Here is a 14,148-nt window from a genome sequence, read left to right on the forward strand (position 1 = left end):
CGCCGGGTTTCCTGCGGCCGGAGAGTGTGTTTCGCGTCTGTTACGTCGGGCGCGGTCAGGTAAACATCAGGTTTCCTCGGGCCGCGAGACCCGCATGAATCGCCGCGATTGCGTCTGGACTCAGTCCAGCGTCGAGGCGATCAGGCGCGAGATGGCCCGAAGGTACTTCTTGCGGTACCCGCCGGCGAGCATCTCCTCGGGGAAGACGAGATCCAGGCTCGCACCCGTGGCGCGGATCGGCAGCTGCGCGTCGTAGACGCGGTCGATGAACGCGACGAACCGCAGCGCCGCGGACTGATCGTTCAGTGGAGCCACGTCGCGCATCCCGACCAGGGACAGACCCTCGATGAGCCGGATGTAGCGGGACGGGTGCACGGTGGCCAGATGGGCGACCAGGTCGGCGAAGGCGTCGTCGGAGACGGCACCGGAGGTTGCGGCATCCGCGATCTTCTCGGCGTACTCGGCCTCGGTGAGCACGTCGGCGTGCCCGTCGAGAGCCCGGTGGCGGTAGTCGGTCCCGTCGATGCGGATCGTCTCGAAGCTCGCCGCCATCGCGTGGATCTCGCGCAGGAAGTCCTGGGCGGCGAACCGGCCCTCGCCGAGGGCGTTCGGCGGCGTGTTGGAAGTCGCCGCCAGTCGCGTGCCCGAGGCGACGAGTTCGCCGAGGAGCCGCGTCATCACCATCGTGTCGCCGGGGTCGTCGAGCTCGAACTCGTCGATGCAGAGGAGGTCGGAACCGCGGAACAGATCGACGGTGTTCTTGTAGCCGAGGGCTCCCACGAGGGCGGTGTATTCGATGAACGAGCCGAAGTACTTCCGGCGCACGGGCATCGCGTGGTAGATCGCCGCCAGCAGGTGCGTCTTGCCGACGCCGAATCCGCCGTCCAGATACACTCCCGGCTTCGGATCCGGCGTCTTCTTCGCGCGACGGAACAGTCCCCCGCGCTCTTGCGCCGCGCCGAGACCGGCGAAAGTCATCAGCGTCGCCTTCGCCTCCTGTTGCGAGGGGAAGGCGGCATCCGCCCGGTACGACTCGAAGCTCGCCTGGGCGAACTGCGGAGGCGGCACGAGTGAGGCGACCATGTCGGCGCCCGAGATCTGCGGTGTCCGCTCGGTGAGATGGACGATTCCCGTGATGGCCGTGGAGGGTGTCATCCTGCTGATCCTGTGTCGCCTTCTTACGCGGGTGGGTGCACGTCTCCACCCGGGAATCTAGGCTCGAAGACGCGGTGCCAGCCTACGCCCGACCGCACCCGTCCCGATCCGAGGAGCCCCGATGACCGTCGCGTTCGACACGTCCTCCCCCAAGTTCGCCGAGTACGCCGAGCCCGGACGGCTCGTCACCGGAGCGTGGCTCGAGGAGAACCTCGGCACCCCCGGTCTCGTGGTCGTCGAATCGGACGAGGACGTCCTGCTCTACGAGACGGGACACATCCCCGGTGCCGTCAAGGTGGACTGGCACACCGAGCTGAACGACCCGGTCGTACGCGACTACGTCGACGGCGCGGGTTTCTCGCGGCTGCTGAGCGCGAAGGGCATCTCCCGCGAGGACACGATCGTGATCTACGGCGACAAGAACAACTGGTGGGCCGCATATGCGCTCTGGGTCTTCTCGCTGTTCGGTCACGAGGATGTGCGCCTGCTCGACCGGGGTCGAGACGGATGGATCGCCGACGGCCGTCCGCTCACGACCGAGCCCACCGTCCGCGAGAAGACCGACTATCCGGTGATCGAGCGCGACGACAGCTCACTGCGGTCCTACAAGGAGGACGTGCTCGCCCACCTCGGCAAGCCGCTGATCGACGTGCGCTCGCCGGAGGAGTACGACGGTTCCCGGACATCCGCGCCCGCGTACCCGGAAGAGGGCGCGCTGCGCGCAGGCCACATCCCGACGGCGGCGAGCGTGCCGTGGGCGCGGGCGGTCGCCCCGGACGGCGGCTTCAAGCCGCGCGCCGAACTCGACGCGATCTACCGTGACGAGGTCGGCCTGGCCGACGGGGACAGCGTGGTGGCCTACTGCCGCATCGGCGAGCGATCCAGTCACACCTGGTTCGTCCTGAAGCACCTCCTCGGCTTCGAGGATGTGCGCAACTACGACGGCTCCTGGACCGAGTGGGGCAGCGCGGTGCGCGTACCGATCGCGGTGGGCGCCGAGCCGGGGTCCGTGCCCGCCTGAATCGACCGTGGAAGGATGTCAGGGATGACTTCCGACCTTCTTCCCGCGCCGCTGGCCGAGATCCGCGACGACTTCCTCGAGCTGCCCGAGCCTGAACGCCTCCAGTTGCTCCTGGAATTCGCGAACGAGCTCCCCGAGGTTCCCGCGCGTTTGGAGGGTCATCCCGAGCTGCGTGAGCGCGTCGCGGAGTGCCAGTCCCCCGTCTACATCATCGTCGAGGTCTCCTCGGACGACGTCGTGACGATGCACGCGACGGCTCCGGCGGAAGCACCGACGACTCGCGGGTTCGCGAGCATCCTCGCGCAGGGCATCTCGGGTCTCACCGCCGATGAGGTGCTTGCGGTGCCGGACGACTTCCCGCAGAGCATCGGACTCACGCGTGCCGTCTCCCCTCTGCGCATCGCCGGGATGACCGGGATGCTGATGCGCGTCAAGCGTCAGGTCCGCACGAAGCGCGCGTGAGCGACCACACTCACTCCGGTAGGAGCGCCCGTTCCTCCAGCCACGAGCGGATGCTCCCGCTCCAGCGCTCCTGGTCGTAGTTCCACAGCTTCGTGTGGCGGGCGGTGTCGAAGACCTGCATCTGCACGAGGTCGGGCCGCGCCACGACCAGATCGTGCGACGCGTCGGAGGGCACGAAGCCGTCGTCGTCGCTGTGCAGGATGAGGATCGGATGCCGCAGCTCGGGTGCGCGCGCGATCACGTCGAGCCGGTCGAACGGGATCGCCGCCCCGGCCCCGGCCATGTGCGCGGACCACTCCGTGCGCAGCGCGCCGATCGCGAGCCCGGTGACGGCGGTCGGGATGTGCTGCTGGCGGGCCTGATAGCCCAGCACCACGCGCCAGTCCACGACCGGGGACTCGAGGATCACGCCCGCGAGCACATCGCGGTGTGCGGAGTTCAGCTCGAGCTGCAACGCGATCGCGCCGCCCATCGACCAGCCCATCAGCACGATGCGCTTCGCTCCCCGACGCCGCGCGAACCCGATGGCGGCGTCGACGTCGCGCCACTCGGTCGCGCCGAGGGAGTACGTGCCCGCACGGCTCCGGGGTGCCTCGCCGTCGTTGCGGTACGACACCAGGAGCGACGTGATGCCGAGACCGTGGAAGAGGGGCACCGCGCGCAGGCACTCGGCGCGGGTCGTCCCGCGCCCGTGGATCTGGATGACCCAGACCTCTCCCGTTCCCGCGGGGAACAGCCACGCCGGGCAGGGGCCGACCGCCGACCCGATCAGCTCGGACGTGTACGGGAGGTGCAGTTCCGCCGGGGTGTCGTAGTACCAGCCGCTGAACGCGGCGTCCGCGGAGATCCGCGCCTGGGGACCGATCTCGGTCAGGAGCTTCCGCTTGACGCTCGTGGCGTCTTCCGCGAGGACGGATCCGAGCTTCACGTACGACTCCGTGCCGCTGGTGAACAGTCCGTAGCGACCCGGCAGCTCAGTGTCCGGCGTGCGCGCCAACGTGATCGTCTGCGCGGACGTGTCCAGGCTGAGGATCCGCGTATCCGGCACGCGTGCGGCGGGGGTCACCACCCGCCGGGCGAGGTGCAAGGACGTCAGCGCCAGGGCCGACACCGTGAGTCCGAGCGCTCCGCCGAGCAGCACGAGGGCGGCCCGGACACCGGCCTGGAGTGCGGGAGGGGCCATCGCGGCGCGCCTGGAGTCGACCATCGAGGCCCCACTCTAGTCTTTCGGCGTGGCTGAGCTTCGTCCTCCGAGCGCGTCGCCGTCGTTCGAGAGTGCGGCGGCGAGCGTGCGTGCGACCGTCTTCCGCCCCGATCTGTCGGTGCGGGAGATCCCCGCTCCCGGCGGCCTGGCGCCCGAGTGCATCGCCCTGGCCGGCGACGTGCGACCCGACGCGGAGGGCGAGGATTCCCGGTACGGCACGGGCCGTTTCCTCCTCCTGCATGATCCCGGCGAGCCGTCTCCGTGGAACGGACCGTGGCGCATCGTCTGCTTCGCCCAGGCCCCGCTCGAACCCGACATCGGCATCGATCCGATGCTCGCCGACGTCGCCTGGTCGTGGCTGATGGATGCCCTGGGCTCGCGACGGGCGGGATTCCATTCCGCGTCCGGGACGGCGACGAAGACCCTGTCGACGGGCTTCGGCTCGCTCGCGGCCGAGGGTGACGGGGCGCAGATCGAGCTGCGCGCGTCGTGGTCGCCGGATGGCGAGATCGCCCCGCACGTCGAAGCATGGGCGGAACTGGTCTGCATGTTGGCGGGGCTCCCGCCGGGTTCGGAGGACATCGCGGTGCTCGGATCGCACAGGGGGCCGCGTGACTGACTACACCGTGATCACGGATGCCGCAGGGCTCGGGGAGGCGGCCGCCGCGCTTGTCGGCGGCACCGGCCCCGTGGCGGTCGACGTCGAGCGTGCCTCGGGATTCCGCTATTCCCAGCGCGCCTATCTGATCCAGGTCTTCCGCCGGGGAAGCGGCGTGTTCCTGTTCGATCCGCCGGCGGTGGGTGACTTCGGCGCGCTGCAGGAAGCGATCGGCCGCGAGGAGTGGGTGCTGCACGCCGCGAGCCAGGACCTCCCGTCCCTGCGCGAGCTCGATCTGCGTCCCTATCGCATCTTCGACACCGAGCTCGCTGCCCGGATGCTCGGACACGCGCGGGTCGGACTCGGTGCGGTCGTGGAGGACACGCTCGGGATCGTACTGGCCAAGGCCCATTCGGCCTCCGATTGGTCCACTCGTCCCCTGCCGCAGTCCTGGCTGGAATACGCCGCCCTCGATGTCGAGCACCTGGTCGACGTGCGGGACGTCCTCGTCGCCGAGCTCGAGGAGCAGCGGAAGACCGCGTTCGCCGCAGAGGAGTTCCAGGCCGTGCTCGAGCGTGAGCCGAAGCCGCCGCGCGAGGACCCGTGGCGGCGCCTCAGCGGTCTGCACACCGTCCGTGGTCGCCGCGCCCTCGCCGTGGCCAGGGCGCTGTGGACGGCGCGCGAGGAGTACGCGCGCGAGCAGGACATCGCCCCCGGGCGTCTGGTGCCCGATCGATCGCTCGTGGCCGCGCTGATCGCGGATCCGAAGACGAAGCAGGAACTCGCCCAGGTGAAGGAGTTCACCGGGCGCGCGAGTCGGAGCCAGCTCGACCGCTGGTGGGCGGCCTTCGAGGCCGGCCGGGCCGCGACCGACCTCCCCCTCGAGCGGGCGCCCGGCGGCGATTCGATCCCACCGGCGCGCGCGTGGGCTGATCGCAATCCGCCCGCGGACCTGCGCCTGAAGGCTGCGCGTCCCGCTGTCGAGGGGCTCGCCGAGCAGCTCGGGATGCCGACCGAGAACCTGCTGTCCCCAGAGCTGCTCCGGCGTCTCGCATGGAGCCCGCCCGAGCCCCTCAGCGCGGCAGCGATCGGCGACGCGCTCGCGGAATGGGGCGCCCGGCCCTGGCAGATTGCGCAGACCGCACAGCTGATCGCGGATGCCTTTGTGCAATCCGTGCAAACCCCTCCGCCGGCCCCCGAGACCGGTTCGTAGGTTCCTCCAACCGATTCCGGACCGATTCGGGCGGCTCCTAGGCTGATCGCATCCCAACTTACGGAGGCAGAGTGGCCGAGATCTCGGACGTCTATTTCGTCGATGGAATGCGCACCCCTTTCGGGCGCGCCGGCGAAAAGGGCATGTACTGGAACACCCGCGCAGATGACCTGGCGGTCAAGGCGACCATCGGTCTCATGGAGCGCAATCCCGGCGTTCCCGCCGACCGCATCGACGACGTCGCGCTGGCCGCGACTTCGCAGACCGGAGATCAGGGGCTGACCCTCGGGCGCTCTGTCGCCCTTCTCGCGGGGCTCCCGCAGACGGTGCCGGGGTTCGCGATCGACCGCATGTGCGCGGGTGCGATGACGAGTGTCACGACGATGGCAGGCTCGATCGGCATGGGCATGTACGACCTCGCCCTCGCCGGCGGCGTGGAGCACATGGGCCGCCACCCGCTCGACGGCAGCAACGTCGACCCGAACCCCCGGTTCGTGGCCGAGAAGCTCGTGAGCGCGGACGCCCTGAACATGGGCCTGACCGCCGAGCGGCTGCACGACCGGTTCCCGAACCTGACAAAGGAGCGCGCCGACCGCTACGGCATGCTGAGCCAGCACAAGGCACAGGCGGCATACGAGGCGGGCAGGTTCCAGCCGGATCTCGTCCCGGTCGCCATCAAGGATGCCGAGGGGGCATGGGGCCTGGCGACCCAGGACGAGGGGCGACGCCCCGAGACGACGATGGAGGGTCTCGCGGCCCTGAAGACCCCGTTCCGTCCGCACGGGCGCGTCACCGCGGGCACATCCTCCCCTCTCACCGACGGTGCGACGATGAGTCTCCTCGCGGGGGGCGGCGCCGTGAAGGAACTGGGCCTGGCTCCGAAGATGCGGCTCGTCTCGTTCGCGTTCGCAGGCGTGCAGCCCGAGGTGATGGGGGTCGGCCCGATCCCCTCGACCGAGAAGGCGCTCAAGAAGGCCGGCCTGTCGATCGACGACATCGGTCTGTTCGAGCTCAACGAGGCCTTCGCGATCCAGGTCATCTCGCTGCTGGACCACTTCGGCATCGCCGACGACGATCCCCGGGTCAACCAGTGGGGCGGGGCGATCGCGCTCGGCCACCCGCTCGCGGCATCCGGCGTGCGTCTCATGATCCAGCTCGCCGCCCAGTTCGCCGAGCGACCCGACGTCCGTTACGGTCTCACCGCGATGTGCGTGGGCCTCGGACAGGGCGGATCGGTCATCTGGGAGAACCCGCACTTCGACGGAAAGAAGAAGAAGTAATGGCAAAGACCGTCGCCGAGCAGTACGCGGACGTCGACTTCTCCCCCATCCAGGCGCTCACGGAGGGCGAGGTCATCACCCGCTCGACCGTGCGCGACGTGCGTCTGCCTTCCGGGAAGGTGCTCGCGCTCATCACGCTCGACAACGGGCGCGACCACACGCGGCCGAACACCTTGGGTCCTGCGACGATGATGCAGCTCGGTCAGACGCTCGACGCTCTGAAGGTCCGCGCCGGGGCCGGTGAGATCCAGGCGGTCGGCATCACCGGCAAGCAGTACATCCTCGCCGCCGGAGCCGACCTGTCCGACATCTCCCGGGTCGGCTCGAAGGCGAACGCGAAGCTCATCGCCCAGCTCGGCCACAAGGTGTTCGGCCAGCTCGACGAGCTCGGCGTCCCCACCTTCGCTTTCGTGAACGGGCTCGCCCTCGGCGGGGGGCTGGAGATCGCCCTGAACTCCACCTACCGCACCGTCGACGCGTCCGCCGCGGCGATCGCGCTGCCCGAGGTCTTCCTCGGGATCATCCCCGGCTGGGGCGGCGCGTACCTGCTGCCCAACCTGATCGGGATCGAGAACGCCCTCGAGGTCGTGATCTCCAACCCGCTGAAGCAGAACCGGATGCTGAAGCCGCAGCAGGCCTTCGACTACGGCATCGTGGACGCGATCTTCCCCGCGGCGAACTACTTGGAGAACTCGCTCGCGTGGGCGGACGGCGTCCTTTCCGGCACCGTGAAGGTGCACCGGAAGAACGAGCCGGGGAAGATCGAGCGCCTGACGAAGTGGCCCATCGCGATCAAGATGGCGCGCGGGATGCTCGAATCGCGGATCGGATCCGTCCCGAAGTCGCCCTACGCCGCCCTCGAGCTGCTCGACAAGGCCAAGGGGGGCACGAAGGCCGAAGGGTTCGCGCGCGAGGACGAGGCTCTCGCCGAGCTCGTGACCGGCGATCAGTTCGCCGCCTCGATGTATGCGTTCGACCTCGTCCAGAAGCGGGCCAAGCGTCCGGTCGGTGCGCCCGACCGGCAGCTCGCCAAGAAGGTCACGAAAGTCGGCATCATCGGCGCGGGTCTGATGGCCAGTCAGTTCGCCCTGCTGTTCGTCCGCAAGTTCCAGGTTCCGGTGCTCATCACCGACCTCGACCAGGCGCGCGTCGACAAGGGCGTCGCATACATCCACGACGAGATCGGCAAGCTCGAGGCGAAGGGGCGACTCGACGCGGATGCCGCGAACAAGCTGCGCGCCCTCGTGACGGGCACGACCGACAAGAGTCTGTACGCGGACTGCGACTTCGTGATCGAGGCCGTGTTCGAAGAGGTCGGCGTGAAGCAGGCCGTCTTCGGCGAGATCGAGAAGATCATCGCCGAGGACGCGATCCTCGCCACGAACACGTCGTCGCTCTCCGTGGCTCGGATCGGCGAGAAGCTCGAACACCCCGAGCGGCTCGTCGGCTTCCACTTCTTCAACCCGGTGGCCGTCATGCCGCTCATCGAGATCGTGAAGACGCCGCAGACGTCGGATGCCGCTCTGTCGACGGCTTTCGTCGTCGCGAAGGGGCTCGGCAAGAACGCGGTCCTCACCGCCGATGCTCCCGGATTCGTGGTGAACCGCCTCCTGGCGAAGGTCATGGGCGAGGCGGCGCGTGCCGTCTACGAGGGAACGCCTCTGCTGACCGTCGAGAAGGCGTTCGCGCCGATCGGTCTGCCGATGACGCCGTTCGCGCTCATCGACCTCGTCGGCTGGAAGGTGGCGGCGCACGTGCAGGACACGATGTCTCTCGCCTTCCCCGACCGTTTCTACGCGAACGCCAACTTCCACGAGCTCGCTGAGCTCGAGGAAATCGTCGAGAAGGACAAGTCCGGGCGCGTCAGCGGATGGTCCAAAGCCGCCGAGAAGGTGCTCAAGGGCGCCGTCGGCTCCACCCCGGCATCCGAGGAGGAGATCCTCCGTCGTGTGCAGGACGGACTGGCGCAGGAGATCCGGATCATGCTGGACGAGGGCGTCGTCCCCGAGGTCGAGGACATCGATCTGTGCCTCATCCTCGGTGCGGGGTGGCCGTTCATCGACGGTGGAGCCTCCCCCTACCTGGACCGTGAGGGAGCGTCCGAACGCGTCTTCGGCGGAACGTTCCACGACCCGAAGATCGTCGGCATCGAGGGCTGACCCGCCGAACGCACAGCGCCCGGTCTTATCGAGAGACCGGGCGCTGTCGCGTGGCGGAAGACTCAGATGTCGCGCACCTCGTCGTGTCGCTGCTGCGCGTCCACGTCCGTCAGCCACTCCGGGCGCTGCTCGGTCGGCCGGGCGACGGGGATGCGCGTACCCAGGACCTGGGAGACGACATCCTGCGCGATCTTGGCCGCCGTGAGGCCGGCATCCTCGAGGATCTGCTCCCGACTGGCATGGTCGATGAACTCGTCGGGGATGCCGAGCTCATCCACCGCCGTGTCGACGTTGGCCTCGCGCAGCACCTGACGCACCCGCGTGCCGATGCCGCCCACGCGGATGCCGTCCTCGATCGTGATGACGAGGCGGTGGGCCGCCGCGAGCTCGATGATCGACGGCTGCACGGGCACGACCCAGCGCGGATCGACGACCGTCGCACCGATGCCCTGCGCGCGGAGGCGGTCCGCGACGTCGACCGCGATATGCGCCATCGGACCGATGCCGATCAGGAGCACGTCCTGCGCGTCTGAGCGCGCGAGGACGTCCACGCCGTCCGGCAGGCGCTCGAGCGCGGGCAGCGTCGGACTCACGGAGCCCTTCGGGAAGCGGATGACGGTCGGCGCGTCCTCGACCGCGACGGCTTCGCGCAGCTCCTCCTGGAGCCGCTCCGCGTCGCGCGGGACGGCGATGCGGATGTGCGGGACGATCTGCAGCATCGCCAGGTCCCAGATGCCGTGGTGGCTCGGACCATCCGGCCCGGTGACCCCGGCGCGGTCAAGGACGAACGTGACGCCGGCACGGTGCAGAGCGACATCCATCATCACCTGGTCGAAGGCGCGGTTCATGAACGTGGCGTAGATCGCCACGACGGGGTGCAGACCGCCAAAGGCGAGGCCGGCCGCGGAGGCGACGGCATGCTGCTCGGCGATGCCGACGTCGTACACGCGGTCGGGGAATCGCTGGGCGAACGGCAGCAGACCCGTCGGGCGCAGCATCGCCGCGGTGATGCCGATGATGTCCTCGCGCTCCTCCCCGACGGCGACGAGTTCGTCGGCGAAGACGTCCGTCCACGCCGTGGCGGAGGATCCTCCGACGGGGGCGCCGGAGAGCGGGTCGATCTTGCCGACCGCGTGGAACTGGTCGGCTTCGTCGTTGCGTGCAGGCTCGTAGCCGCGGCCCTTCTCGGTGATCGCGTGGACGATGACGGGGGCGCCGAAGTCCTTCGCCAGCTCGAGGGTCTCGATGAGCGCCGGAAGGTCGTGGCCGTCGACGGGACCCAGGTACTTGATGTCGAGGTTCGAATACAGCGCCGCGTTGTTCACGAAGCGCGACAGGAAGCCGTGCGTGCCGCCGCGGACGCCGCGGTAGAACGCGCGCGCGGCGGGTCCGAGCTTGCCGAAGAACGAGTCCGAACCGCGGTGAAGGGTCTGGTACGTGTCCGCCGTGCGGACGCGGTTCAGGTATCGCGCCATACCGCCGATCGTCGGGGCGTACGAGCGGCCGTTGTCGTTGACGATGATCACGAGATTGCGGTCGTTGTCGTCGGAGATGTTGTTCAGTGCCTCCCACGTCATCCCGCCCGTGAGGGAACCGTCTCCGACGACGGCGACGACGTGACGGTCCTTGCGTCCCGTCCGGGTCAGGGCCCGTGACACGCCGTCCGCCCAGCTGAGGGAGCTGGACGCGTGCGAGGACTCCACGACGTCGTGCGGGCTCTCGGAGCGCTGGGGGTAGCCGGCCAATCCCCCGCGCGAGCGCAGTCCGGTGAAGTCCTGGCGCCCGGTGAGCATCTTGTGGACGTACGACTGGTGCCCCGTGTCGAAGATCATCGGGTCGTTCGGCGAGTCGAACACGCGATGCATGGCGATCGTGAGCTCGACGATGCCGAGGTTGGGACCGAGGTGCCCGCCGGTGCGGGAGACGTTCTCGATGAGGAACGCGCGGATCTCGGCGGCGAGCTGCTCGAGCTGCTCGAGGCTGAGCGCGTCGAGGTCCCGCGGAGTCGAGATCGATGACAGCAACGACATCCTGGTTCCTTTCGGGGCCACGGACGGGCCCTGTCAGTCTAACGGCGGTGGGTGCGCGAAAGGGCGGGGTGAAGCCACCCCGCCCCCCGTGGAACGCTCGGATCAGACGAGCGAACGCAGGACGTACTGGAGGATGCCGCCGTTGCGGTAGTAGTCCGCTTCTCCGGGCGTGTCGATCCGCACGACGGCGTCGAACTCGATCGGCTCCTTGCCGGCGGCGGAGAACTCGCTCGGCTCGGCCGTCACCCGGACTGTCTTCGGCGTCACGCCGTCGTTCAGCTGCTCGAGCCCGTGGATCGAGACGATCTCGGTGCCGTCCAGGCCGAGCGACTCCCAGCTCTCGCCCGCCGGGAACTGCAGCGGAACCACGCCCATCCCGATCAGGTTCGAGCGGTGGATGCGCTCGAAGCTCTCGGTGATGACGGCCTTCACGCCGAGCAGGCTCGTGCCCTTGGCCGCCCAGTCGCGCGACGAGCCGGACCCGTACTCCTTGCCGCCGAAGATCACGAGCGGCGTGCCCTGAGCCTGATAGTTCTGGCTCGCGTCGTAGATGAACGACTGCGGGCCGCCCTCCTGCGTGAAGTCGCGCGTGAAGCCGCCCTCCACGACCGCGCCGTCGTTGACCGCGCTGACGAGGGCGTTCTTGAGCCGGATGTTCGCGAACGTGCCGCGGATCATGACTTCATGGTTGCCGCGGCGGGATCCGTAGGAGTTGAAGTCCTTCTGACCGACCCCGTGCTCGGTCAGGTACTGCGCGGCGGGCGTGCCGGCCTTGATGTTGCCGGCCGGGCTGATGTGGTCCGTGGTCACCGAGTCGCCGAGGGTCGCGAGTACCCGGGCGCCGGTGATGTCTGCGACCGGGGTGAGCTCCATCGACATGCCGTCGAAGTAGGGCGCCTTGCGGACGTACGTCGAGTCCGCGTCCCACTCGAACACGGGTCCGGTCGGGGTCGGCAGGTTCTTCCAGCGCTCGTCGCCCTCGAAGACCGTCGCGTACTGCGTGATGAACTGCTCGCGCGAGATCGAGGAGTCGATGATCTCCTGCACCTCGTCGGGCGCCGGCCAGATGTCCTTCAGGAAGACATCGTTGCCCGCCTCATCCTTGCCGAGCGCGTCGGTCTCGAAGTCGAAGTTCATCGAGCCGGCCAGCGCGTAGGCCACCACGAGGGGCGGCGAGGCGAGGTAGTTCATCTTCACGTCGGGGCTGATGCGACCCTCGAAGTTGCGGTTGCCCGAGAGGACGGCCGTCACGGCGAGGTCGTGATCGTTCACCGCGGCGGAGACCTCCTCGATGAGCGGTCCCGAGTTGCCGATGCAGATCGTGCAGCCGTAGCCGACGGTGTAGAAGCCGAGTCCTTCGAGGTCCTTGTCCAGGCCGGACTTCTCGTAGTAGTCGGTGACGACCTTGGATCCGGGGCCGAGCGTGGTCTTGACCCACGGCTTCTGCTTCAGACCCTTCTCGCGGGCCTTCCGGGCCAGCAGGCCGGCGGCGATCATGACCGAAGGGTTGGACGTGTTGGTGCACGAGGTGATCGCCGCGAGGGTGACCGCGCCGTTGTCGAGCACGTACGGCGACCCGGTCGGCGGCGTGATGCGCACCGGCCGCGAGGCGGCAGCGGGCCCGCCGCTGGAGATCAGGATCTCGCCCGTGTGGGTCTCCTCCTCGCCGGGGACGGAGCCCGGGTCGGATGCCGGGAAGGACTGATCGACCTCGAGGTCGACGATGGAGTCCGAGGAGGTCGCCGTGGCGTAGTTGAGGATGTCCTTTTCGAACTGGCTCTTGGCCTCCGAGAGCAGGATGCGGTCCTGGGGGCGCTTGGGACCGGCGATCGAAGGCACGACCGTCGACAGGTCGAGTTCGAGGTATTCGCTGAAGACCAGTTCGCGGGACGCGTCGTGCCAGAGCGACTGCTCTTTGGCGTAGGCCTCCACGAGCGCGACCGTCTGCTCGTCACGACCCGTCAGGCGCAGGTAGTCCAGCGTGACGTCGTCGATCGGGAACATCGCGGCGGTGGAGCCGAACTCCGGGCTCATGTTGCCGATCGTGGCGCGGTTGGCCAGGGGCACGGAGGCCACGCCCTCGCCGTAGAACTCGACGAACTTGCCGACCACGCCGTGCTTGCGCAGCATGTCGGTGATCGTGAGGACCACATCGGTGGCGGTCACACCGGCGGGGATCGCGCCGGTCAGCTTGAACCCCACGACGCGCGGGATGAGCATCGACACGGGCTGACCGAGCATCGCGGCCTCGGCTTCGATGCCGCCCACGCCCCAGCCGAGGACGCCGAGTCCGTTGACCATCGTGGTGTGCGAGTCCGTGCCGACGCACGTGTCGGGGTATGCGCGCAGCGTGGCGTCGACCGTGCGGTCGTAGATGACTTTCGCCAGGTGCTCGATGTTGACCTGGTGGACGATGCCGGTGCCGGGGGGCACGACCTTGAAGTCGTCGAATGCGGTCTGGCCCCAGCGCAGGAACTGGTACCGCTCGCCGTTGCGCTCGTACTCGATCTCGACGTTGCGCTCGAGGGCGTTCTCGGTGCCGAAGAGATCGGCGATCACGGAGTGGTCGATCACCATCTCTGCGGGCGAGAGCGGGTTGATCCGGTTCGGGTCGCCGCCGAGAGCGGTGACGGCCTCACGCATCGTCGCCAGGTCGACGATGCAGGGCACGCCGGTGAAGTCCTGCATCACGACGCGCGCGGGCGTGAACTGGATCTCGGTGTCGGGCTCGGCCGCGGCATCCCAGGAGCCGAGGGCCTCGATCTGGGCCTTCGTCACGTTCGCGCCGTCCTCGGTGCGCAGAAGGTTCTCCAGGAGCACCTTCAGGCTGAACGGGAGCTTCTCGAAGCCCGGCACCGTATCGATGCGGAAGATCTCGTAGTCGGTGCTGCCGACCGTCAGGGTGCTCTTCGCACCGAAGCTGTCAACCGTGGACACGTGTGTCTCCTTCGTCGGCGGCGGAGCGGATCTACGACCCGGAATCCCCATCTTCCCCGTCCTCACGGGCACTGGCTAGCAAGGCTCGC

General features: G+C 68.7%; 10 protein-coding genes. 6 read left to right on the forward strand and 4 right to left on the reverse strand.

What is annotated here, in order from left to right; translation table 11 throughout:
- Nucleotides 1–120: 120 nt before the first annotated feature.
- Nucleotides 121–1,155: a cell division protein ZapE gene (gene zapE, locus AB0P18_RS06935; protein ID WP_344053633.1), complete on the reverse strand. Its 1,035-nt coding sequence runs from the start codon at nucleotides 1,153–1,155 to the stop codon at nucleotides 121–123.
- A gap of 121 nt (nucleotides 1,156–1,276) precedes the next feature.
- On the opposite strand from zapE, the gene AB0P18_RS06940 reads away from it, so the two are divergent.
- Complete coding sequence (locus tag AB0P18_RS06940; protein WP_363359466.1) at nucleotides 1,277–2,176, forward strand: sulfurtransferase; 900 nt, start codon at nucleotides 1,277–1,279, stop codon at nucleotides 2,174–2,176.
- A 24-nt stretch (nucleotides 2,177–2,200) separates the two neighbouring features.
- A complete protein-coding gene (locus AB0P18_RS06945; RefSeq protein WP_344053637.1) occupies nucleotides 2,201–2,638 on the forward strand; it encodes a SufE family protein in 438 nt (145 codons plus the stop codon).
- A gap of 10 nt (nucleotides 2,639–2,648) precedes the next feature.
- On the opposite strand, the gene AB0P18_RS06950 is transcribed toward AB0P18_RS06945, so the two are convergent.
- On the reverse strand, nucleotides 2,649–3,845 hold the full coding sequence (locus tag AB0P18_RS06950; RefSeq protein ID WP_344053639.1) for an alpha/beta fold hydrolase: 1,197 nt from the start codon (nucleotides 3,843–3,845) through the stop codon (nucleotides 2,649–2,651).
- Between the two features lie 25 nt (nucleotides 3,846–3,870).
- Here AB0P18_RS06950 and AB0P18_RS06955 point away from each other — a divergent pair, with 25 nt between their 5' ends.
- The 4 genes from AB0P18_RS06955 (at nucleotide 3,871) to AB0P18_RS06970 (ending at nucleotide 9,092) form a co-directional block, all read left to right on the forward strand.
- Nucleotides 3,871–4,461, forward strand: coding sequence for a DUF3000 domain-containing protein (locus tag AB0P18_RS06955; protein ID WP_344053640.1), 591 nt, complete (start codon nucleotides 3,871–3,873; stop codon nucleotides 4,459–4,461).
- Complete coding sequence (locus AB0P18_RS06960) at nucleotides 4,454–5,653, forward strand: HRDC domain-containing protein (protein ID WP_363359467.1); 1,200 nt, start codon at nucleotides 4,454–4,456, stop codon at nucleotides 5,651–5,653. The genes AB0P18_RS06955 and AB0P18_RS06960 overlap by 8 nt, the downstream gene beginning before the upstream one ends.
- Nucleotides 5,654–5,724: 71 nt before the next feature.
- Nucleotides 5,725–6,933: a thiolase family protein gene (locus AB0P18_RS06965; protein WP_344053643.1), complete on the forward strand. Its 1,209-nt coding sequence runs from the start codon at nucleotides 5,725–5,727 to the stop codon at nucleotides 6,931–6,933.
- A complete protein-coding gene (locus AB0P18_RS06970; protein ID WP_363359468.1) occupies nucleotides 6,933–9,092 on the forward strand; it encodes a 3-hydroxyacyl-CoA dehydrogenase NAD-binding domain-containing protein in 2,160 nt (719 codons plus the stop codon). The genes AB0P18_RS06965 and AB0P18_RS06970 overlap by 1 nt, the downstream gene beginning before the upstream one ends.
- 62 nt (nucleotides 9,093–9,154) lie before the next feature.
- Here the strand turns inward: AB0P18_RS06970 and dxs are convergent, their stop codons facing one another.
- Nucleotides 9,155–11,122, reverse strand: coding sequence for a 1-deoxy-D-xylulose-5-phosphate synthase (gene dxs, locus AB0P18_RS06975; protein ID WP_344053647.1), 1,968 nt, complete (start codon nucleotides 11,120–11,122; stop codon nucleotides 9,155–9,157).
- Nucleotides 11,123–11,224: 102 nt separating this feature from the next.
- Complete coding sequence (locus AB0P18_RS06980; RefSeq protein WP_363359537.1) at nucleotides 11,225–14,110, reverse strand: aconitate hydratase; 2,886 nt, start codon at nucleotides 14,108–14,110, stop codon at nucleotides 11,225–11,227.
- Between the last annotated feature and the right edge of the window lie 38 nt (nucleotides 14,111–14,148).

Source organism: Microbacterium sp. NPDC064584 (genome assembly GCF_040687315.1).
Taxonomy (GTDB): Bacteria; Actinomycetota; Actinomycetes; order Actinomycetales; family Microbacteriaceae; genus Microbacterium; species Microbacterium lacus.

Bases quoted from the DNA above. Each gene is read 5' to 3' on its own strand.
- zapE (WP_344053633.1), bottom strand. From the start codon at position 1,155: ATGACACCCTCCACGGCCATCACGGGAATCGTCCATCTCACCGAGCGG.
- AB0P18_RS06940 (WP_363359466.1), top strand. From the start codon at position 1,277: ATGACCGTCGCGTTCGACACGTCCTCCCCCAAGTTCGCCGAGTACGCC.
- AB0P18_RS06945 (WP_344053637.1), top strand. From the start codon at position 2,201: ATGACTTCCGACCTTCTTCCCGCGCCGCTGGCCGAGATCCGCGACGAC.
- AB0P18_RS06950 (WP_344053639.1), bottom strand. From the start codon at position 3,845: ATGGTCGACTCCAGGCGCGCCGCGATGGCCCCTCCCGCACTCCAGGCC.
- AB0P18_RS06970 (WP_363359468.1), top strand. From the start codon at position 6,933: ATGGCAAAGACCGTCGCCGAGCAGTACGCGGACGTCGACTTCTCCCCC.
- dxs (WP_344053647.1), bottom strand. From the start codon at position 11,122: ATGTCGTTGCTGTCATCGATCTCGACTCCGCGGGACCTCGACGCGCTC.
- AB0P18_RS06980 (WP_363359537.1), bottom strand. From the start codon at position 14,110: ATGGGGATTCCGGGTCGTAGATCCGCTCCGCCGCCGACGAAGGAGACA.